The sequence below is a fragment of the Pseudomonas mercuritolerans genome (assembly GCF_025706525.1).
Taxonomy (GTDB): Bacteria; Pseudomonadota; Gammaproteobacteria; order Pseudomonadales; family Pseudomonadaceae; genus Aquipseudomonas; species Aquipseudomonas mercuritolerans.
This window is the reverse complement of the sequence record NZ_JAMSHA010000001.1, coordinates 327686-349708: the sequence shown is the minus strand read 5'-3', so window position 1 is coordinate 349708 and position 22023 is coordinate 327686. Positions and strand designations below refer to the sequence as shown.

The 22023-nt window shown below is 59.8% G+C and carries 19 protein-coding genes; 9 read left to right on the top strand and 10 right to left on the bottom strand.

The window, feature by feature from the left end; genetic code table 11:
• Window positions 1-96 precede the first annotated feature (96 nt).
• From ND528_RS01640 to ND528_RS01615, 6 genes are all read left to right on the top strand, one after another.
• Window positions 97-750 carry an ABC transporter ATP-binding protein gene (locus tag ND528_RS01640; protein ID WP_016774109.1) on the top strand — a complete coding sequence of 218 codons (654 nt, stop codon included), beginning with the start codon at window positions 97-99 and terminating at the stop codon, window positions 748-750.
• Entirely contained in the window at window positions 750-3218 is a 2469-nt protein-coding gene (locus ND528_RS01635; RefSeq protein WP_408005022.1) for an ABC transporter permease, read from the top strand. Before ND528_RS01640 ends, ND528_RS01635 begins: the two co-directional genes overlap by 1 nt.
• Complete coding sequence (locus ND528_RS01630; RefSeq protein ID WP_263469438.1) at window positions 3208-4275, top strand: lipocalin-like domain-containing protein; 1068 nt, start codon at window positions 3208-3210, stop codon at window positions 4273-4275. Before ND528_RS01635 ends, ND528_RS01630 begins: the two co-directional genes overlap by 11 nt.
• Window positions 4276-4915: 640 nt before the next feature.
• The gene (locus ND528_RS01625) at window positions 4916-5158 is read left to right on the top strand and encodes a hypothetical protein (protein ID WP_130909480.1); all 243 of its coding nucleotides are present in this window, start codon (window positions 4916-4918) and stop codon (window positions 5156-5158) included.
• A gap of 11 nt (window positions 5159-5169) precedes the next feature.
• Entirely contained in the window at window positions 5170-5370 is a 201-nt protein-coding gene (locus ND528_RS01620; protein ID WP_263469437.1) for a hypothetical protein, read from the top strand.
• 86 nt (window positions 5371-5456) lie between these two features.
• The gene (locus ND528_RS01615) at window positions 5457-6041 is read left to right on the top strand and encodes a hypothetical protein (RefSeq protein ID WP_263469436.1); all 585 of its coding nucleotides are present in this window, start codon (window positions 5457-5459) and stop codon (window positions 6039-6041) included.
• A 323-nt stretch (window positions 6042-6364) separates the two neighbouring features.
• Here the strand turns inward: ND528_RS01615 and ND528_RS01610 are convergent, their stop codons facing one another.
• The 9 genes from ND528_RS01610 to ND528_RS01570 form a co-directional block, all read right to left on the bottom strand.
• Window positions 6365-7192 (bottom strand): glycosyltransferase family 2 protein, encoded by an 828-nt coding sequence (locus ND528_RS01610; RefSeq protein WP_263469799.1) that lies wholly within the window; start codon window positions 7190-7192, stop codon window positions 6365-6367.
• Window positions 7193-7349: 157 nt separating this feature from the next.
• Window positions 7350-7847: a hypothetical protein gene (locus ND528_RS01605; protein WP_130911649.1), complete on the bottom strand. Its 498-nt coding sequence runs from the start codon at window positions 7845-7847 to the stop codon at window positions 7350-7352.
• Between the two features lie 118 nt (window positions 7848-7965).
• A complete protein-coding gene (locus ND528_RS01600) occupies window positions 7966-9693 on the bottom strand; it encodes a DUF6708 domain-containing protein (protein ID WP_263469435.1) in 1728 nt (575 codons plus the stop codon).
• A gap of 175 nt (window positions 9694-9868) precedes the next feature.
• Window positions 9869-11248: a 2-oxoadipate dioxygenase/decarboxylase HglS gene (gene hglS, locus ND528_RS01595; protein WP_212615913.1), complete on the bottom strand. Its 1380-nt coding sequence runs from the start codon at window positions 11246-11248 to the stop codon at window positions 9869-9871.
• An 88-nt stretch (window positions 11249-11336) separates the two neighbouring features.
• On the bottom strand, window positions 11337-12557 hold the full coding sequence (gene glcF / locus ND528_RS01590; RefSeq protein ID WP_263469434.1) for a glycolate oxidase subunit GlcF: 1221 nt from the start codon (window positions 12555-12557) through the stop codon (window positions 11337-11339).
• 2 nt (window positions 12558-12559) lie between these two features.
• Window positions 12560-13609 (bottom strand): glycolate oxidase subunit GlcE, encoded by a 1050-nt coding sequence (glcE, locus tag ND528_RS01585; protein ID WP_263469433.1) that lies wholly within the window; start codon window positions 13607-13609, stop codon window positions 12560-12562.
• Window positions 13609-15108 carry a glycolate oxidase subunit GlcD gene (glcD, locus tag ND528_RS01580; RefSeq protein ID WP_263469432.1) on the bottom strand — a complete coding sequence of 500 codons (1500 nt, stop codon included), beginning with the start codon at window positions 15106-15108 and terminating at the stop codon, window positions 13609-13611. The genes glcE and glcD overlap by 1 nt, the downstream gene beginning before the upstream one ends.
• Window positions 15105-16031: an alpha/beta fold hydrolase gene (locus ND528_RS01575; protein ID WP_263469431.1), complete on the bottom strand. Its 927-nt coding sequence runs from the start codon at window positions 16029-16031 to the stop codon at window positions 15105-15107. The genes glcD and ND528_RS01575 overlap by 4 nt, the downstream gene beginning before the upstream one ends.
• Before the next feature lie 21 nt (window positions 16032-16052).
• Window positions 16053-17507, bottom strand: a complete 1455-nt coding sequence (locus ND528_RS01570; RefSeq protein ID WP_263469430.1) for a flavin-containing monooxygenase — start codon at window positions 17505-17507, stop codon at window positions 16053-16055.
• A gap of 190 nt (window positions 17508-17697) precedes the next feature.
• On the opposite strand from ND528_RS01570, the gene ND528_RS01565 reads away from it, so the two are divergent.
• The 3 genes from ND528_RS01565 to ND528_RS01555 all read left to right on the top strand — a co-directional run bounded on the left by ND528_RS01565 (window position 17698) and on the right by ND528_RS01555 (window position 20948).
• Window positions 17698-18771 (top strand): diguanylate cyclase, encoded by a 1074-nt coding sequence (locus tag ND528_RS01565; RefSeq protein WP_212615937.1) that lies wholly within the window; start codon window positions 17698-17700, stop codon window positions 18769-18771.
• A 237-nt stretch (window positions 18772-19008) separates the two neighbouring features.
• Window positions 19009-20244: a M20/M25/M40 family metallo-hydrolase gene (locus ND528_RS01560; protein WP_130911643.1), complete on the top strand. Its 1236-nt coding sequence runs from the start codon at window positions 19009-19011 to the stop codon at window positions 20242-20244.
• 401 nt (window positions 20245-20645) lie between these two features.
• A complete protein-coding gene (locus ND528_RS01555) occupies window positions 20646-20948 on the top strand; it encodes a hypothetical protein (RefSeq protein WP_130911642.1) in 303 nt (100 codons plus the stop codon).
• A gap of 105 nt (window positions 20949-21053) precedes the next feature.
• Here the strand turns inward: ND528_RS01555 and ND528_RS01550 are convergent, their stop codons facing one another.
• Window positions 21054-21923: an isocitrate lyase/PEP mutase family protein gene (locus ND528_RS01550; protein ID WP_263469429.1), complete on the bottom strand. Its 870-nt coding sequence runs from the start codon at window positions 21921-21923 to the stop codon at window positions 21054-21056.
• Between the last annotated feature and the right edge of the window lie 100 nt (window positions 21924-22023).

Here is a 22023-nt window from a genome sequence, read left to right as displayed (position 1 = left end):
GCGTAGGGCGCGTCCCGGCGTTGGCGATGATCATCAGCGGACAAAAACCATTCAGGGCCGCTATCCTAGGCCCAGGTTCACTGATCGGGTTTGCCCATGCTTGAGGTTCGCGACGTTTTCAAAAGCTATGCCACGCCACAGGGATTGTTGCCGGTGCTGCAAGGCGTTGACCTGACGCTGGAGGCCGGTGGCAGCCTGGCGCTGATGGGCGAATCGGGCAGTGGCAAAAGCACGCTGCTGCACCTGGTGGCGGGGCTGGACAAGGTCGACAGCGGCAGCATCCGCAGCGGCGAACATCGCCTGGAAGCCATGAGCGAAGCGCAACTGGCCAACTGGCGGCGTACGGAAATCGGTCTGGTGTTTCAGCAGTTCAACCTGATCGGCAGCCTGCGCGTGGAAGACAATCTGGCCTTTCAGGCGCGCCTCGCCGGGCGCCATGAGCCGCGCTGGCAAGCGCATCTGGTGCAGCGCCTGGGTCTGGGCGATCTGCTCTCGCGGTATCCCGAGCAACTCTCTGGCGGCCAGCAGCAGCGGGTCGCATTGGGCCGAGCATTGGCCTCGCAGCCGAAACTGCTGTTGGCCGATGAACCCACCGGCAGCCTCGATGAAGCGACCAGCGATGAAGTGCTGCGGCTGTTGCTCGAATTGCTCGATGACACGCCGACGACTTTGTTGATGGTCACTCACAGTCAGCGCGTTGCGGCGCGTTTGGCCCAGCGTGTGGTGTTGTCGAACGGGCGGGTTGCCTGATGATCTGGCGGCAAACCCTGCGCGCGCTGCTCAGCCACTGGCGGCGCCATCCCGTGCAGTTTTTCAGTGTGCTGACCGGGCTGTGGCTGGCCACTAGTCTGCTCACTGGCGTCGAGGCGCTGAACAGTCAGGCGCGCGACAGCTACGCGCGGGCCAGCCAGATGATCGGCGGCGAACCACAGGCCAGCCTGAGCACGCCGAATGGGGCACTGTTTCCCCAGCGCTGGTTTATCGAGCTGCGCCGTCAGGGCTGGCCGGTGTCACCGGTGTTGCAGGGCCGGCTGACGCTCAAGGGCCACGAAGACCAGCGGATTCAGGTGATGGGCATCGAGCCGGTGTCGCTGCCGTCGGATTCCGCGGTAGCCGGGCAGGCGATGCCGATCGAGCGCATCGTCGAATTTTTCAGCCCGCCGGGCAGCACCTGGATTTCTCCGGACACCCTGCAAATTCTCGGCTTGCGCGAAGGTGATACAGCGCAAACCGTAAACGGCCAGACCCTGCCGCCGCTGCTCGCGCAGAAGGACATGGCGCCGGGCCTGTTACTGGTCGACATCGGCGCAGCGCAAAGACTGCTCGACCAACCCGAGCAATTGTCGCGATTGCTGCTGCCCAAGGACTTTCATCAAGAATTACCAGCGAGTTTCACCGATCGCTTGCAGCTCAAAAGCAGCGGTGAAGAAAACAATCTCGCGCGGCTGACCGAGAGCTTTCACCTCAATCTTGATGCCCTTGGATTTTTGTCATTTCTGGTCGGCCTGTTCATCGTCCACGCTGCCATCGGCCTCGCTCTGGAACAGCGCCGAGGCTTGCTGCGTACACTGCGCGCTTGTGGCGTCAGCGCACGAATGCTGATCGCGTGTCTGGTGGTTGAACTGGGTGTGCTGGCACTGATCGGCGGATTGTTCGGTGTGCTCAGCGGCTATTGGCTGGCCAGCGTGCTGCTGCCGGACGTCGCCGCGAGTCTGCGCGGTCTGTATGGCGCGGAAGTGGCGGGGCAGTTGCGCCTGAGCCCCTGGTGGTGGTTCAGCGGCATCGGTCTGAGCCTGCTTGGCGCCTTGCTGGCCGGGGCCAACAGTCTGCTGCGGGCGGCGCGCCTGCCGTTGCTGGCGGTGGCTGATCCGCAGGCGTGGCATCAACAGTATTCGCGGTGGTTGCGCCGACAGGGTTGGCTGGCGACGGCACTGCTTGCGATTGCGCTGGCGGCGCTGATCTGGGGCGACAGCCTGAGCAGCGGCTTCGTGCTCATGGCCGGGTTGTTGCTCGGTGCCGCGCTGGCCTTGCCGGTGCTGCTCAGCGCGTTGTTGAACCCGTTGCTCGGGCGCAGTCGTTCGGTGCTTGGCCAATGGTTTCTCGCTGATTGCCGCCAGCAACTGCCGGCCCTGAGTCTGGCGCTGATGGCGCTGTTGTTGGCGCTCGCCGCCAATATCGGCGCCGGCAGCATGACCGCCGGTTTTCGCCAGACCTTCAACGACTGGCTCGAACAACGCTTGAGCGCCGAGCTGTACATCAACCCGGCCAATCCGGCGCAGGCCCGCGAGATGCACAGTTGGCTCAAGCAGCAGCCCAACGTGACCGCTGTGCTGCCCAACTGGCAAGTCTCGGTGACGCTGCAAGGCTGGCCGGCCGACGTCTACGGCATCATCGATCACTCGTACTATCGCCAGCACTGGCCGTTGCTCGACAGCAGTGGCAGCGATCCGTGGGCCAAACTGGCCACGGATGATGCGGTGATGCTCAGCGAACAACTGGCGCGTCGCCTGAAAGTGAAGCCGGGCGAGCATCTGAACATTCCCACGCCAAACGGCACGTGGTCGCCGCGCATCGTCGGCATCTACGCCGACTACGGCAATCCGAAAGGGCATGTGCTGATCAGCAGTGAGCACCTGTTGCGCGGCTGGCCGCAACTGACGCCGAACCGATTCAATCTGCGCATCGATCCGCCACAGATTCCGGCGCTGCTCAACGCGTTGCAGGCGCGCTTTGAGCTGGACGACAGCCGCATCGTCGATCAGGCGCGGCTCAAGGGCTGGTCGGTGCAAGTGTTCGAACGCACCTTTGCCGCGACGGCGGCGTTGAACAGCCTGACCTTGGCCGTGGCTGGCGTGGCGCTGTTCATCAGCCTGCTGACCCAGAGCCAGAGCCGCCTCAGTCAACTCGCACCGCTGTGGGCGCTGGGCGTGACGCGCAAACAATTGATGCTGCTCAACCTCGGCCAGACCTGGCTGCTCGCCGTATTGACGTTGCTGTTGGCGCTGCCGCTGGGCATTGCTTTGGCATGGTGCCTGGATGCGGTGATCAATGTGCAGGCATTCGGCTGGCGCTTGCCGTTGCGGGTGTTTCCGTTGCAGTTGTTGCAACTGATGGGCTTGGCCTTGCTGGCGACTCTGTTGGCCTCGGCATGGCCCCTGTATTCGTTGTACCGCACGCAACCGGCGGATCTGCTGAGGACGTTTGCCCATGAGGACTAAATGGGTCGTGCTGATGATTGCGCTGCTGCTCGGTGGCTGCGATCAGCCTGCACCCGAGGAGAAGGGTTTTGCCGGCATGGGCGATCAGGCGCAATCGTTCACGCCGGTGGTGCCCGGTCGGGTGTTCAGTTTCCCCGCCGATCACGGCGCGCATGATGGTTTTCGCATCGAGTGGTGGTACGTCACCGCCAATCTCAAGGATCAGCAGGGCAACGATTTCGGCGTGCAATGGACGCTGTTTCGCAGCGCCCTGAAACCGCTCGCCGAGCAGGCCGGGTGGGGCAATCAGACGATCTGGCTGGGCCATGCGGCGGTCACTTCGCGCTCGGTGCACCACGCCGCCGAGCGCTACGCCCGGGGCGGAGTAGGCCAGGCCGGCGTGCGCCTGGCGCCGTTCGAGGCGTGGATCGATGACTGGATGTTTGCCAGCCAAGCGCAGGATCCGTTGCGCGATATGCAACTCAGCGCTCGTGACAAAAATTTCGCTTATCAACTGCGCCTCGCCTCCAGCCGCCCGCTGGTGCTGCAGGGCGACCAGGGTTTCAGCCAGAAATCCGAAGAAGGCCAGGCTTCGTATTACTACAGTCAGCCGTTCTTCCAGGCCAGCGGTACGCTGCAGATCGACGGTCAGACCTATACCGTCAGCGGCCCGGCGTGGCTCGATCGCGAGTGGAGCAGTCAACCGCTGACCGCCAACCAGACTGGCTGGGACTGGTTCTCCCTGCATCTGGACAGTGGCGAACATGTGATGCTTTACCGCATGCGGCAGAAGGACGGCGCGCCTTATCTGACCGGCACCTGGATCGCCGCCGATGGGCAAATTCAGACGTTGCGCAGCGAGCAGATCAGCCTTGTGCCGCAGGACACGGCAAAGGTTGCCGACCGACCGATGCCGGTGAAATGGTCGATCCGCATTCCAGACAAGCAACTCGATATCAGCGTTGATGCGCTCAATCGCAATGCGTGGATGGATTTGCGTATTCCTTACTGGGAAGGTCCGGTTAAGATTGATGGCAGCCATCCTGGCCAGGGCTATCTGGAAATGACCGGGTATTAACTGCGGCACCGCTTTCTTCCCTGTGGGAGCGAGCCTGCTCGCGAAGGCTTTTTGTCAGGCTGTGAGGATGTTTGACCGAGTACATATCCGTTGCTGCGGTAACGGCTGCTTAGGGTTCCGCCCTTACGGCGGGTCACCTTTTTCAAACGCCAAAAAGGTAACCCAAAAGGCTTGCTCCTGCGTTCGGCCCTCGCAACCTCGGGTTCCTTCGCTGCGGGATCGATCCTGGCGCAGCGGCTCCGGTTTGCTTCGCTGCACCTCCTTCCGCTGTGTCTGGCTGCGCCAGACGGTCGCTGCGCTCCCACGCCCGGATCAATCCCTCCGCTCAGCCTTCCGACGTCGCTAGTGGATCAAGATCAAAAGCAGGCGAGCTGAAACTCGACCCAAGGGCGAATGCTCATCGTGTAGGAGCTGCCGAAGGCTGCGATCTTTTGATCTTGATCTTGATCTTGATCTTGTAGGAGTGAGCCTGCTCGCGATGGCTATCTCAAAAAAAACGATGAATAGCAGGTTTACCCGATCCCTGTGGGAGCTGGCTTGCCAGCGATGGCGTCAGCAAGGTCGCCACTAATCAAACCGCTCGGAACTCTCCCTTCGCCAATACGCTCTACCCAGAAACCCGCCATTTTCGGACTCACCCATGAGCGACGACGTGCAACTCCCAGACCTCAACACCTGGCAACGCCTGTTCGACGATCAGACCCTTTGGCAGCAATCGCCCGACGCTCACTATTTCGATCTGCAGCGCATCGCCGACGACCTGCTCGGCCAAGGGGCGATTGACCTTGAGCAATGGCAGTTGCTACGCGCCAAGGCCGACGATTTGCACAAGCAAACGCCTGAGGTCAACGTCGCCCGCGAACTTGACGATCCCGAAGCCTGAGGACTACCGCCGTGAATACAACCGTCAATCAGAACGACAACCCCGACGAACCGCGCCCGGCCGGCGAAACCGAGCGCGACAACGACGCCCTGCGCCCGACCGATCCCAAGCAGCGGCAGGACAGCGGCAAAGGCACGCCGAGTGGCGAATCCACTGCGCAGGAGACCGCCAAGCCACACACCCGAGGCCCACAAACCCAAGTCAAGCCCTGAACAGCGTCTATGCTCACTGGCACGCCCGCCGCTGAAGTGTTTTCGGTGGCGGGTGTCGCCATTTCATCACAGGGAAAGTAATGCATATGAAGCTCGACGCTCTGGCCAAGGCCATCACTCTCGCAACGCTGCTTTCTGTCACGAGTTTCGGCGCTCTGGCTGCCGACATTCCGTTATCCGCCGTCGTTGAGGCCGATTCCGTTACCACCAAAGTGCTCGCCGTCGACCCGGCCAATCACCAGGTCGTGCTGGAAGGCCCCGAGGGACGCCAGGTCCACGTTCAGCTCAGCGACAAAGCGAAAAACCTCGCCAATCTCAAGGTGGGCGATTTGGTAAAGATTGAGGTACAGCGGTCTGTCGCCGCTTATCTCGACACCGATGTGGATAAAGGTCTGCCAGGCACCACCGAACGCACCGGCGAACTGCGCAAGGCGCCGGGCAGCGACAACCCGGGCGGTGAGGCCTATCGGCAGGTTCAGGTGCAACTGAAAATCACCAAAATTGATTTGAAGACCAATCAGGTAACCCTCGAAAACCCGTCCGGACAATCGAAGACGCTCGATGTGAAGAAGCCGGAGATTCAAGCCAAATTGAAAGATTTGAAAGTAGGGCAGAGCGTTATTGTCACTTACACCGATATCCTGAAAGTGACTAGTCAGCACGATAGTTGAGTAATCGCTCTACAAGTTGATTGTTCTTGTACAACTTTAGGTATGAGAACAATCATATAAATGTTTTTTGTCGGACAATTCTCGGGGAAAATCGATAAACACAGTTTTTAACTTTTCAGTTCAAAAATTTCATCTTTCTACCTGACGACATATGCATTGGATTGAATTAAAATCCTCCGCGTTCGCCCAGTGTCAGGGCTCTTTACCGGTGCAAGGATTGCCAGGCCGTAACACTGGGCGAACTCCACCACCGTGACAGATGTATGCAAAATCAAAATACAAAAAAGGGCGACTTTGAAGTCGCCCTTTTTTATTGTTTTCGATCATGTCGCAGCTGGCATCCCGGCTTTGGCCTGCTGCCCTTGCAAGCGCTTCAGAGTCTGCTGATACATCTTCGTACGGCGGTGATCCTTGCCGTACGTGCCTGCCGCCGCTACGGTGCCGGCCTGGATGTGATCCAGATAGCGGAAGATTTTCCGCGGCGAGAGAAACCTGACGCCATAGCCCAACCCGACCATTCGATCCTGCAGGGTGTAACCAGGTACCTCCTCATCCATGCAGAAGTGCAAACCCAGCGACTTCATCACCCGCGCGTTCCACAGCGTGCAGAAACTTTTCAGATGGGTTTCTTTATACGGGCGTGGCGGTTTTGAACGCAGGCCAAGATGAACTTTGAGCCGACGAACATGATGTTTGCAGAACCGCGAAGTTAAACGCCAGCTATCACGCAGTAACCCACGATCAAGTTGCTCAACACAACCCACCGCCGCCATGTCCGCACTTTTCGCGCATTCGCGCATCATCATCGCAAACACTTCCATGTCGTAGACAAAGGTGTCGGTGTGCAGCAGAAACAAGTAATCGGTCTCAACTTGCGCCAAGGCCAGATCCAACGCCTTGCCATGAGCAATATGCCCCATTTCCTTGCCCGGCGACGGCCGCTCGATCAGATTGATCCAGTCCAGCGAACGCAAATAATCGAGGCTGGCATCCGCCGAATCGTTATCCACCACCCACACTGGAATGCCCTGCGCCTGGACATGCTCGCGCAACAGCTCCAGACACATGCGGGTAATGTCCGGGGTTTTGTAATTTACCAGGACGAGGCTGAAGTTGGATTGCGGCTGGGAGGGTAAATCGAAGGCTTTCATGTCGGAGGGACTCATCCACGGCTCAAGACGACAGGTTGATGAGCCGGGATGCTAGCGGGGGAAGCTTAGGTGAAGCTTAATTTGGCAGGGTCGGACACTGGAGAAATGTGAGGACGTAAAACGGTTGGGATGTGTACCGGATGTAGCCATGCGTTCATCAGGTTGCGAAGTAAAGCTCATCCAGTTGGCGCTTGCGGATTGCCAAGTATTCTTCCCACAAATTGGGAAAGTCCTCATCTCTGGTTAGCGGAAAGGTCAGATAGATGTGTTTTCCGACAACACTGATGTACTGGCGCGCACGTTTGAAAGCGGGCTGCTCGTACAGCGCAAGGGTCTCGTCGTAAGCGTCGTGATGGTGGCGAATCGTTACTCGATGAGGGGCAATCATCCCTCGCGCAAAATCGATCACCCAGTCGCCGTCTATGGCCGTACGCAAATAGCCGTAAACACCATCGACCGACAGCAGGATGCAGGTGTTGGCTTGGTGGCCGTCCTCATCGTTCGCTAGAACAATCTGGTCTGCGAAGTATTTGATCGTCTGGTTATCCGGACCCTGTAGAAGCAAGCTCCAGCCCTCGACGCCCATGCGAAACTCGCCGATGTTTTGAAAGGTTGCGGTCCATCGATTGGCAAGCGTTATCTGACGGGTATTCATGGGGGGTTCAGACTCGAAATTTCCGACTTATGGCGTCGCATAAACCGAAACAAATCGGCTTTACGTTTTAACAGATGTTAAGAATTCAAATAAATAGACGAACGTGGTTGCTCCCATTTCATCCATGTAACCCCGCCGCTTTGCACGCTTCGACGAACGTGGCGCCTTTTTTGTCCATGGCAGTCTTGACCATTTGATTGGCTTTCACCAATGCAGCGCTGGGCTTGGCCCATTGTTCTGGTGGCAACGCCTCAGACCACGTTTGCACTTGCTCCGGAAGGGTAGGCCGCCCTTTGCGATGCGCCCATTCGGCTAGCATGTAAGGCATCTTCCAGAAGCTCAGCACGCGCCACATGTACCAGCGGCGCAATGGCCAGTAGGATTTTTTCGAGTAACCGTAATGCTCGCGCTGCTCGGGCGTCAGTTCGTCGCCACCCTCGTCCAGCGACCCCATCGCGCGTGCGTCTTCGCGTTCGATTTCAAAAGTGTGTAGGCCTTCGTACGGTTTGAGCCGATCACCGGATGGAGTCAAACCCAGTGCCTTGAGCATCGGGTTTGGAGCATCTACCAACTGACCGTCTTCCATGTAATTACGAATTGACGTCCACATCCCTAAAGCATGTGCATCGCTGGGTTGTGGTAGCAGGAGGAATTGCACTTTGTCCTGCTCCTCATCCTCCAGACCCATGCCGAACGTGTACTGGCGAGTAGCGCCATAACTGGTGACGCCCTGAGTGTTGGAGACCCAGGCGACTACGCTTTCCCAAGGTACGATGAGGACGCGGCGGGTTTTGCTGTCGACGTAGCAGACTTCGCGGCGTTGGCGGTTGAAGCGGACGGGGTAGGTTTTTGCTGCTTTAAAGACGCCGGAGAGCATTCCGTATAAGTACGCACCAAGAGGGAGAATAAACAGTAGAGAGCCGCTAGCAAAAACCAGTAACGAGTCACCAATTAGGTCGACGAACCTTCGATCTATTCCGTGAGGGCTGAAAAGTGCGAGCCAAGCACAGATAAGCACCGGAGCAATGAATGCTGTCGTCAATGCCATCCAAATTCCAGCGGCAAGTATTTTTCCTTGTTCAACCATTCCCCAATTACTTCCGCCGAGTTCCAGGAATACTTCGTTCATCCCTGAAAAATTCCGGCGAGAGGATTGAGTTTGCCCTGTATAGACCGGTAATGGCGATAGAAACAGAGTTTCATTCATTCCACGGACGCGGACTTCTCCAGCCCTTGGCCTCTCGCTACGGATGTCCGCTGCGGCTTCAGAAGTAGTGAATTTAGCGCCGCGCTTGAAAAGGCTTTTAAGCATCGATGGTCCCCAAATCTTCTTTTTTGAACAATATGAATTGGGATTTACTTGTGCCAATCGGCAACGAGTCAGCAGAATCAAGCTTAAAGACACCGCGCGTTGGATCGCGCCTATAAGGTGAGCTAATAATATGCAGGTCACGGAGCACAAAGCAGGTTCGTGCATTACGTCACGTTCAGCTTCCAATTGATAAGCGATGGTCAATGCCAAGGAAAAATCTGTGGTCTGCAATGAGTCACTGATCGGCAAATGAATTGTCAACGCTTCGTTGCCTTTACTGGCTACGACTAATCGACTAATCCAGGTTGTCGTGCACTCCCGCCATCTCAAGGGAAAAGGGCCGGGCGCGTAACCCCCTTTCTTTGGAACATCGCGATATTGCTGGTACGCTTTCAATTGCAATTTTCGAGTATCCATTTCCTGCGTGCTAACGCCTGGAATTATAAGCTTCAGATAGGTCTGCTTGGCATCACGAATCATTTCACAAGTAGGTTTTTGCACGACCTTTGCCAGTTCGTTCCATTCGTCCTGCATGCTGCGATTCTTAGTTTTGTTCCCCCAGACGCTGGACTCCATCCATTTTTGCAAGTCGTCCAGAGGCAAAGATTGCCTCATAGCTTCAGATCAAAGGATCGCAGCCTACGGCAGCTCCTACATTTGGAATGCGTTTCCCCTGTAGGAGCAGCCGTAGGCTGCGATCTTTTAATGTTTAACGCGCGAGTCGGGTCAAACACTCCTCAATCGACCGCCGTTGCGTCTCGGCATACAACCCCAACTCATCGATGGCCGAACGCCCCAGCGCCTGTTCGAAAGCCTGTCGATTGGAGTGTTCGCCGTAATGCGCCTGTGCGGCATCCCCCAGGTTCGACTGAAAAATCCCCGCTGCGCTAACCGGCAGGAAATCTTCGTACACCAGCGGCTCCGCTTTCACATAGCCATCGCGCAGCAAGTCCTCCAGGGACGACTCACCAAGTCCTTCAGCGGCCAAGCCCTTTTCCGTAGCGAAATAACGAAAGTACGCCAGCCCCTGTTCGCGCATGCCCTCGATGCTGTCAGGAAATTCGGCAAAGTGCTGCGTCATCAGCGCGTTGTAGCGTGCGGCATTGGCTTCGTTAGGGAAGTCGCCCAATTCATCGCGAGCGGCATTCAACAAGCGGTCATACAGCGCGCGACCCTTGGGCGTGAGGGCGGCGCCGCGTTGTTCGATTTCGCCGAAACGCGCGCTGTGGCTGCCACGGGTTTCGGGCTGATCGGTGAAGGCGATCGGCTCGTCCAGCGCTTTGAAGCTGGTCTGGCGCAGCAGGATCGGGCAGTCGCGGCGCGGTGGGCCTTCGATCACCGCTTTGGGTGTGATGCCATGGGCAGGCATCTGCTCCTGCACGGTGTCGATGTCCAGCGTGCGCGGCGTAAGGTGATTGATATGCGGACCTTTGAACGCAACGACATCGGCGACCAAGCGGTGCTGGGCGCTGAGTTTCTGGTATTGCGCGGCGCTGACCGTGGCGCTGTGGTGCCAGCGAAAAGTCTCCAGTGCCTGTCGGACGAATTCTGCGGCTTCGTCGTCATTCAGTCCGCCTGCCGTTTCCGCCTGTTCAATCAGGCGCAACGCCTCTTCAGTAAAAATCGAACGACGGGCCAGTACCGACTCGGCAAACGAACGCAATTCAGGATCTTCAATCAGCTCCAGGCGCAGCAACGAGGTGAACACGCGAAACGGGCTGACCTGCAACGCTTCTTCATGCACCGCACGAAACGCCGTTGAATGCACCGGCACACCGGCCGGGGTCAGGTCGTAATAACCCACCGGTTGCATACCCATCACCGCGAACAGGCGGGCGAGGGTGGCCAGTTCGCTCGCGGTGCCGACGCGAATGGCGCCGTGGCGTTCCATGTCCAGCCGCTCGATTTCGCCGGTGCGCTTGAGCTGTCCGGCAATCTCAGGCTGACGTGCCAGCACTTCGCGATTGGTTTTTTCCACCAGTTCCATCAGCGCGCCGTACAGCGGCACCTCTTCGCGGTACATGTCGGACATCGCTCGGGAGAAGCGTTGGCGGATCAGGTCGGGGCTGACGAACGGCTGCACGGTCATGAAAAAAATTCCTGCCACGGTGACGAAATGGATGCCGGAAAAGATCGCAGCCTTCGCCCAGGCGGGCAAACGAAGAATCCTACGAACTTCATTCTGCCAACGACTGATCCACCAGTTCGATCCAGTGTCTGACCGGCGTGCGCCCGGCGCTCGCCAGATGGCTCTGACAGCCCACATTGGAAGTGACGATCAACTCCGGTCGGCCGCTTTCCAGGGCGTTGAGGCGCTGATCGCGCAGTTGCCGCGCCAGCACCGGTTGGGTCAGCGAGTAGGTGCCCGCCGAGCCGCAGCACAAATGGCCATCCGGCACTGATGTGAGGTTGAAGCCAAGTCGGGTCAGCACGGCTTCCACCGCGCCGCCAAGTTTCAACGCGTGCTGCAAGGTGCACGGGCAATGCACGGCGATGCGCCGTTCGCTGGCGGCGCATACTTGCTCCAGTGGTTCCTCAGCGATTATTTGCACCAGATCCCGAGTCATTTCGCTGATCCGCCGGGCTTTCAACGCGTAGATCGGATCGTCCGCAAGCAAATGCCCGTAATCCTTGATGAACGCGCCGCAACCACTGGCCGTCTGCACGATGGCTTCAGCGCCGTTCTGCAGATGCGGCCACCAGGCGTCGATGTTCTGCCGAGCGCGGTCGAGACCTTTGCCCTGAGCGTCGAGGTGATAGTCGAGAGCGCCGCAGCAACCGGCCTCGCTCACCGGAGTGACGCTGATGCCCAAACGATCAAGCACCCGCGCCGTTGCGTCATTGGTATTCGGCGACAGACCCGGTTGCACGCAACCTTCGAGCAACAACACCCGGCGCGCATGCCGAGGAGCAGGGCGCGACCCCATAACACCCAAGCGCTGCGGCAGTTTGCTTTCCAGCAGGCGCGGTAGCAGCGGCCGAAAGGTCGCGCCCATGCGCAGCAAGCCTTTGAACAGCCCCGGATTCGGCGCCAGCGCGCGCAAGCCTTCGCGCAGCAAGCGCTGAGCGGCCGGGCGCGGCACCGCGCTGTCGACTACCGCGCGGCCGATGTCGAGCAGGTTGTGATAATCGACGCCGGACGGGCAGGTGGTTTCGCAGTTGCGGCACGACAGGCAACGATCCAGATGCAGTTGCGTCTGCTCGGTGGCCGGTGCGCCTTCCAGCACTTGCTTGATCAGATAAATGCGCCCGCGCGGGCCATCGAGTTCATCGCCGAGCAATTGATACGTCGGACACGTCGCGTTGCAGAAACCGCAATGTACGCAGGTGCGCAGGATCTTTTCCGCTTCGGCGGCGCGGGGCAGTTGCCGCGATTGCTCGCTGAGGGTGGTTTGCATGGCTAGACCTCCGCGTACATTCGCCCGGGGTTGAACAGCCCTTGCGGGTCGAGTTGCGCTTTGAGTTGCCGGTGGTAGCGCAGCAGGGTTGGCGCCAAGGGTTGAAACGGCGAGTCGGTGGCACCGTGGGTAAAGCACGTTGCATGGCCGCCCAAGGAATGGGCGAGTGCGTGAATCTGAGGGCTTACGGATTTCACCCAGCGTTGCGCGCCGGCCCAGTCGATCAGTTGCTCGCCGGGCAGTTCGAGCGGGCCGAGGTTGTTCGGCAATGACAGGCGCCACAGCGGCAAACTTTCGTCAAAAAAACTCAGGCGCTGTTCGTTGAGGTCGCGCCAGAAAACCGAATCCAGCGGCTCGCCGCCGAGGCGTTGATGCGCCGCCGTCACCGAACCTTCGCCACCTTCCAGGCGCAGGTACAGGCTCCGGCCATCGTGGCACGCGGCGCTGATCGGCAGCGGTTGCTGGCCCCATTCGGCAAGTTTGCTCAAGGCGCGAGCGCAGTCGATATCAAGGCGAATGCTCAGGCACTGGCGCGGTTTCGGCAGGACTTTCAGCGACACTTCAGTCAGCACGCCGAGGCAACCGAAACTGCCGGCCATCAGCCGCGACAGGTCATAGCCGGCGACGTTTTTCATCACTTCGCCACCGAAGCGCAGATGTTGACCGAGGCCGGTGATCACCCGCGTGCCGAGAACGAAGTCGCGTACCGAGCCGGACCACGGCCGGCGTGGCCCGGACAACCCTGCGGCGATCATGCCGCCGACCGTGGCGCTGTCGGCAAAGGATGGCGGTTCGCAGGGCAACATTTGCCCGGCGTCATCCAGCGCCGCGAGCAGCTCGGACAAAGGCGTGCCGGCGCGCACCGTGACCACCAGTTCGGTCGGGTCGTACTGAACGATGCCGCGATGAGCACGGGTGTCGAGCACTTCGCCGGCCACCTCGCGACCGAGAAAGGCCTTGCTGTTGCCGCCCTGAATCTTCAGCGGCGTGGCATTGGCCCGCGCGGCGTCGACCTGATCGAGCAGGGCGTTGGCGGCATCGAAACCAGCCATCAGAATCGCTCCAGCTCGGGGAAGGGCAGTTGCCCGGCGTGAATGTGCATCGCGCCGAATTCGGCGCAGCGATGCAGGGTCGGAATGTTCTTGCCGGGATTGAGCAGGCCCTGCGGATCGAACGCGGCTTTCACCGCATGAAACAGCAGTAACTCGTCGCTGTTGAACTGCGCGCACATCTGATTGATTTTTTCGCGGCCGACGCCGTGCTCGCCGGTGATGCTGCCGCCGACTTTCACGCACAGTTCGAGGATCTTGCCTCCCAGTGCCTCGGCGCGATGCAGCTCCCCCGGCTGGTTGGCGTCGAACAGAATCAGCGGATGCATGTTGCCGTCGCCGGCATGGAACACGTTGGCCACGCGCAAGCCATATTCCTCGCCCAGGCGCGAGATGCCTTGCAGCACCGCGGGCAATTCGCGGCGCGGGATGGTGCCGTCCATGCAGTAATAATCCGGCGACAACCGGCCGATCGCCGGAAACGCGTTTTTGCGCCCGGCCCAGAAACGCACACGCTCGGCCTCGTCCTGGGCCTGGCGCACTTCAGTGGCGCCGGCCGCTGTCATGACTTCCCGTACGCGCTGGCAATCGTCGTGCACGTCGGCTTCGACGCCGTCGAGTTCGCACAACAGAATCGCCTCGGCGTCGACCGGGTAACCGGCGTGGATAAAGTCTTCGGCGGCGCGAATGGCCAGGTTGTCCATCATTTCCAGACCACCCGGAATGATCCCGGCAGCGATGATTGCGGCAACCGCGCGGCCGGCCTTTTCCACTGAATCGAAACTGCCGAGCAGGACCTTGGCGACTTGCGGTTTGGGCAATAACTTCACCGTGACTTCGGTGATGATCCCCAGCAAGCCTTCGGAGCCGGTGAACAAGGCGAGCAGGTCGAAACCGGCTGAATCGAGCGCCTCGGAGCCCAGCGTCAGATGTTCGCCCTCGATGGTCAGCACTTCGATTTTCAGCACGTTATGCACGGTCAGGCCGTACTTGAGGCAATGCACGCCGCCAGCGTTTTCCGCGACGTTGCCGCCGATCGAACAGGCGATCTGCGATGACGGATCCGGCGCGTAATACAGGCCGAATGGGGCCGCCGCCTGGGAGATAGCAAGATTGCGCACCCCCGGCTGAACCCGCGCGATACGTGCAGCGGGGTCGATGTGCAGGATGTTGTTGAACCGCGCCATCACCAGCAACAGGCCCTTTTCCAGTGGCAGCGCGCCGCCGGACAATCCCGTACCGGCACCCCGCGCGACCACGGGCACGTTGTTCTGATGGCAGAGTTTCAGCAGGGTTTGCACTTGCTCCAGACGCCGGGGCAGGGCCACCAGCATTGGCGTGGTGCGGTAGGCGGAGAGGCCGTCGCATTCGTAGGGTTTGAGTTCATCTTCGCGCCAGAGGATGTCCAGGTCCGGCAGGGCGTGTTGCAGAGCCTTGAGCAATTCACCCTTGTTCACCTCGGGCAACGGCCCGTCGAGGCGTTCGTCGTAGAGGATGTTCATCGCTGTCGTTCCAGAAATTCCCCGTACAGCCGCGCGGTATTTCCCGGCTGTTCGACCATCGGCATGTGCCCGACGTGATCCCACACATCCACTTCGAGATTGGCGATGCCTTTGCTCCACACCGGTACGCTGCTGACGTCGATCAGGCGATCCTTGCGCCCCCACAGCAACAGCGCCGGGCATTTGATCTCGGCCAGTTTCGGCTCCATCGGCGGGCTGGAGTGGAAGTCGCGGAAGATTTCTTCGAGTTCATCGCGCTGTTGCTCATAGCGCTGGGCGACGGCGTCCAGCACCAGCTTCGGCACCCACGGCGGCGACTCCATGGTCATTGCATAAAAGCGCTGAAACTCTTCGCGCGAGTTGATCAGGAACGGATTGTGCCCGCGCGCCAGATGGCGCTCCATGTCGCTCGGCTCCGGTGCGGTGACGCCGGCCGGGTCGATCAAGGCCAGCGAGGCGATCCGCTCGGGATAGGTCGCCGCCAGCCACGCAGCGATATAGCCGCCCATGGAGTTGCCGATCACATGGACTTTCTCCACGCCGCAGACGTCGAGCAGTTGAATCATGCGTTTGGCCTGCACCGCAATGTCGTAACCGCCGCCAGCCTTGAAGCCAGTCTCACCGTGGCCGGCCAGATCCGGAATGATCACCCGATACTGACGGACGAAATGCCGGGCGCAGCGCAGCCAGAGGTTTTTGTCGGCGCTGAAGCCGTGCAGCATCAGGATCGCGCTGGACGCCTCGTACGGCCCGCCTTGCCAGGTCGACACGCTCATCTCGGCGATCGGCACTTCGATCTTGTGCAATTTGTACAACCTGGCCTCGCTGGCCATGGCCAGGTTGTACAACCAATGGCCGACCGCCGGGTAACTGAGCCAGCTCCAGGCCACGAAAACCGCGAGTGCGACAAACAGCAAAAGCATCGACGTCTTCCTTATACGTGTTCAGGACAAAATATGGTCGGTCGGTTTCAGCGCTCGGGTCAGCAGGTGATAGCTGAAACTGAAGCCGGGAAACATCGCGATCACATGACCGCTCTTGCTCTGGTACCAACTCTGGCAACCACCGGACTTCCACACCGTGCGCTGCATTTCCCGGTGGATCATTGCAGTGTAGGTACGTTCTGCGTCACGGCGCACTTCGATGCTGCGCAGGCCTTTGGCCCGTACGGTGCGGATGCAGTCGAGGATGTAGTTCATCTGCGATTCGATGATGAACAGCGCCGAAGTGTGGCCAATGCCGGTGTTCGGCCCGGTGACGATAAACAGGTTGGGGAAATCTGGCAGGCTGGTGCCAAGGTAGGCGCGCGGGTATTCGGCCCAGACATCTCTGAGTTGCACCGCGTTTTTGCCGCTGACCGGGTAGGAAATTACCCCGTCGGTGGCGTCGTAACCGGTGGACCAGACGATCAGATCAACTTCGAGATGCTCGCCGTCCACGGTGTTGATCCCGCTTTCGTCGATCGAAGCGATGCCGTGCTCGCGACTGTGCAGCGTGACGTTGGCGCGGCTCAGCGCCGGGTAGTACGTGCTGGACACCAACACCCGTTTGCAGCCGATGGTGAAGTCCGGGGTGAGCTTCTCTCTCAGCAGCGGGTCTGGAACCTGGCGCTTGAGAAAGCGCAGCGCATGTTGTTGGACCAGGTGAATTGCCGGTCTTGAGTATTTGAAGGCGATCACCCGGGTTTCGAATTGCCAGTAGATCAGCCAGCGCAGCAGCTTGTACGCCGGCTTCAGGGCAAGCAGCCAGCGCTGGAAACGGCCGAATTTGCGATCGGCTCGCGGCAGCACCCAATGCGGCGTGCGTTGGAACACATGCAGCTGTTCGACTTGTGGCGCAATCGCCGGGATCACCTGCGCGGCGCTGGCACCACTGCCGACGATCGCCACGCGTTTACCGCGATAGTCGTAGCTGTGATCCCAGTTATTTGTATGAAAAGTCTTGCCTTGAAAGCGATCCATCCCGGGAAAGTGCGGGATGACCGGCTGACTCAACGGCCCGGAAGCGTTGATCAAAAACTGCGTGTGAAAGATGCCTTTGGCGCGGGTGTGCACCGCCCAGCGTTTTTCCGCCTCGTCCCACTCGACGCGCTCGACATCCGCTTGCAACTCCACGCGCTCGCGCAAACCGAACTGCTCGATCAGCTGTTCGGTGTAGCGCCGCAGTTCCGCCTGTTCGGCGAACATCTGCGACCAGCGGTAGGGCGCGAATGACAGCGAATACAGCGGCGACGGCACGTCCACCGCTGCGCCGGGGTAGGTGTTCTGGCACCAGGTGCCGCCGAAGAAGTCGCGTCGCTCGAGAATGCGAAAGTCGTCAATTCCGGCCTTGAGCAGGTTGACCGCCGCGCACTGGCCGCCGAAACCGCTGCCGATGATCAACACAGCGTAGGTATGCATGTGCCCCCTTTTTTATAGTTGTTTTTCCATTTCCCCTCTTTCATTTATAGCCAACTCCTGGCCATGTGTGCGGCGCTGATGGCGCTCTATTCAGGCCGCTGGCCGGTGATGGCTATTTAACCGTGCCCTGATAGACTCCGAACACATCCGTGTCGGGGTGTAACCATCGCATCGCGCGGTCGAGGCCCTTATGGGAAATACGCGGGGAAAGGGACTTTCACTGGCCAGGAGGCTGTACAGGTCGCGGGTGTTCGGGCTGCTGCTCGGGCTGATGTGTGTCAGCGTGGCGATGCATGCGCTCGATCCGCCGCTGTGGGTGTGGGGTTTGATGCTGTTCAACGGCCTGGTCTGGCCGCATCTGGCCTTTCAATGGGCGCGCCGTGCGAGCGTGCCGTTTCGCGCCGAACACCGCAACTTGCTGATCGATGCGTTCATGGGCGGCTTCTGGGTCGCTGCCATGCAGTTCAATCCGCTGCCCAGCGCAACCACGATTTCGATGATGGCAATGAACAACGTCGCCATTGGCGGTGGGCGTTTTTTGCTCGCCGGGTCGGCGGCGCAGCTATTGGGCATCGGCGTGGGGCTGGTGGTGTTTGCGCCGGCGTTCATTCCGCCAACAACGCCGCTGCAGCTGTACGCCTGTTTGCCGTTGCTGTTGCTGTATCCGCTGGCGCTGGGCTGGATCTGCTTTCGTCAGGCCTCGACCCTCGGTCGGCACAAGCGCGAGCTGTTGGCGTTGAGTCGCACCGACAGCCTGACCGGCCTGCTCAATCACGGCGCATGGAAGGATCAACTGAACCTCGCGTTCCAGCGCTGCAAACGCCAGCAGCAGGGCGCGGCGATTGCCTTGATCGATATCGACCATTTCAAAGCGATCAATGACACCTATGGCCACGTCGCTGGCGATATCGTCCTGCGCCAGTTGAGCAAACTGCTCAAACACAATCTGCGCGCTACGGACGTGGCCGGGCGCTATGGCGGGGATGAGTTCTGCGTGATCCTGCCGGAACTGCCACTGTTCAACGCCGCTCAGGCCATGGAAGCCTTGCGCGAGCGTTTCGCGGTGATGGGCTACGAGCAGAACCCGGCGTTGAAGGTCAGTCTGAGCATTGGCCTGGCCGCCTACGACCCGAGCCATGCCGACGCCACGCGTTGGCTGGATGAAGCCGACCAGGCGTTGTACGAAGCCAAGGCGAGTGGGCGCAACCGGGTGATCTGCAACAGCGACAACAAACCGAGGCAGGCTCTGCTGGATTCGGTTTGACGAGTGATCGGAGATCCCATGTAGGAGCTGCCGAAGGCTGCGATCTTTTGGGACGCTCTGCGTCCCGGCCTGCATTCCTTTGCTGCGCGTGGGAACGATCAAAATCAAAAGATCGCAGCCTTCGGCAGCTCCTACAGTTTGTTCGGTGTCAGTCGGGCAAGTGTCGCATCCGCTATAGAGCCTCGCGCCGATGTCGGTTACGGTTGAAGTCCCCCGACACGAAACAAGGACTGCTTCATGACGTTCTCATTTCCCCGCTCACTGCTGGCTGCCAGCCTCGGTCTGTCCCTCGCATTCTCGGCCGCAAACGCCGCCGAACCACATAAACAAGTGCTCGCCGATGCCGAGCAGTATCAGCCCGAAGCCCTGAAGTTACTGGAACGGCTGGTCAATATCGACTCCGGTTCCGGTTATGAACCGGGCCTGAAACAGGTCAGCGAGATCGCCATCGATGAGCTGAAAAAACTCGGCGCAACTATCGAACTGGTGCCGAACACCCCGGAAAAATCCAACCACGTGCTGGCCACGCTCAAAGGCACCGGCAAGGCGAAGATCCTGCTGATGGCGCACATGGACACGGTGTTCAAGGAAGGCTCGGCGGCCGAACGGCCATTCCATATCAAGGACGGCCGTGCCTACGGGCCGGGGGTGATGGACGACAAGGGCGGCATCGTCGCCGGCATCTACGCGCTTAAAGTGCTGAAGAACCTCGACTTCAAAGACTACGCGCAGATCACTTTCCTGCTCGACGCCAGCGAAGAAACCGGCTCGGATGTCGCCACCGACCTGATCAAGAAAACCGCCAAACAGCACGACGTCACCCTCAACCTCGAACCGGGCCGCCCGGCCGATGGCCTGGTGGTGTGGCGCAAGGGCAGTGCGACGGCGCTGGTCGAAGTCAAAGGCAAAGCCGCCCACGCCGGGGTCGCGCCTGAATTGGGCCGGAACGCGGCGATGGAAGCGGCGCACCAGATTCTGCAGCTGGGCAAGCTTGGCGACGAGGCAAAGAAGACCACCATCAACTTCACCGTGCTCAAGGCCGGCGATCGCACCAACGTGATTCCGGATCAGGCCACGGCCAAGGCGGATGTGCGTGCGGCAGTGCCGGAGGAATTTGATCGCATCGAGAAGGATCTGGCGCGGGTCTCGCAGGACAAGTTGATTGCCGATACCGAAGTGAAAACGTCCCTGCAGCGCGGTTTACCGCCGATGCCACAAACGGCCGAGTCGGATCGGCTGATGGCCATGGCCCAGGGAATTTACGGCGAAATTGGCCGCAAACTGACCGAGGAGGGCAGTGGTGGCGCGGCGGATGCCAGTCTGTCCGCAGGCGTTGGCACGCCGACGCTGGATGGCTTCGGGATCGTCGGCGGCAATATTCACACGCCTGAGGAATATGCCGAGGTGGCGAGCGTGGCGCCGCGGATTTATTTGTTGTCGCGGATGATAATGGAGTTGGCGAAGCCGCGGTGATGGGGTTTGCGGTGTGACGAGGCCGGGCGGGGTGCCAGAGAAATCGGCCCCTCACCCTAACCCTCTCCCGGAGGGAGAGGGGACTGACCGCGTTGTTTGTGGTCCATGTGGCAACCGCCAGATCAAGTTGAATTCAAATTCGCATTCAACGCGATCTCTCACGTCGGCGTAGATCCAGAGCATCCCCCAATCAGTCCCCTCTCCCTCTGGGAGAGGGCTAGGGTGAGGGGCTTTTGTGGGAAGTGTGGAAGTCGAGGACGGCGTACAAAAAATACCGAAAAGTCCGACAGAAGCTCTGGTTGCGGCCGTTGGGCGCGACTTTTATAGTCTCGGTTCGCAGATAACTCTGCGACGATCTTGGCCGGTCGAATACAGAACCTGACCTTTCTGGAGTGAACTCTATGACCGACCAAGTAATGTCGCACTACCTCCCCATCGACACCTACGACGCCGAATCGCCGGTGCTCTTCATCAATACTCACACTGAACTCAGCGACATGGCCGCCTGTGCGATGAACCGGTTTGTGGTCGTGCGTGATCTGGCCGACACCTTTGCCAGCCTTAACCTCAAGGGCATTTCCGATTGTGATCTGACGCGGGTGACCAGCGCGGTTCATCTGCTGATGCGCGAGGGCTGTGCGATTCTGAATGTGATTCAGGCGCGGGCGGCGCAGCGGGAAGAGGCTTACAAGACGCCGGTTTAGCGGTGTCGCGGCTGTCGCTTTCGCGAGCAGGCTCGCTCTCACAGGGGAGCGCATTTCAACTGTGGGAGCGAGCCTGCTCGCGAAGGGGCCGGTACAGCGTATGCATCACTCCTTGACGCTCATGTATTCCTTGGCCCAGAGGATGTATTCCTCCGGCTGGGTATAGGTGTGCGTCAACTCGGTCGCGCTCAGGTCGGAGGCCTGGGTGAAGATCTGCCGCTGTTCGCGCAGGCTGTCGTAGGTGGCCTTGATCGCGGCGAAGTAGGCGCCGTGGCCGTCGATGGTCACGCGCACGCCCAGTTCGGCCAGGCGTTTGTCGTCGCGCAGGGCCGGGTTGCCGTAGGTGACCAGCATCAGCGGCACGGTCAGGTGCTCGGCGATCTGTTCCAGTTGATCGAAGTCCTGCACGCCGACCATGCAGATACCGTCAGCGCCCGCCGCCTGATATTGGCGGGTGCGGCTGATGATTTCCTGGTTCGGCAGAATGCCGGCATTGGTGCGGGCGATGATGGCCATCTCGGTGTCAACCCGAGCTTCCAGCGCCGCGCGGATCTTGCCGACGCCTTCGGCTACGGTGATCAGGTCGGTGGATTTGCGCCCGAATTGCGCGGGCAGCAGGGTATCTTCGATGGTCAGTGCAGCGACGCCGGCGCGTTCCAGTTCGACGATGGTGCGCATCACGTTGAGGGCATTGCCGTAGCCGTGGTCGGCGTCTGCGATCACTGGCAATTGGGCGACGCGGCCAATGCGCGTGGCCTGTTCGGCGAATTCGCTGAGGGTGATGAGGGCGAAGTCCGGCGCGCCGAGCACCTGCAACGAGGCCACGGAACCGCCGAGGATACCGACTTCAAAACCCAGGTCAGCGGCGATGCGGGCGGACATCGGGTCGAATACCGAAGCCGTGTGGTAGCAGGTGTTGGAGGCCAGCAGCTGACGGAAATTGCGGCGCAAATCTTGATGGGAAAGCCTGGTCATACGAGTTCCACCAATACATAAGGAATGGAAAGGCTTGAGCAAAGGTGTCAACGCCGAAGAATGAAAAGGCTATCACGCGAATGGGTCAAGAATCATGACG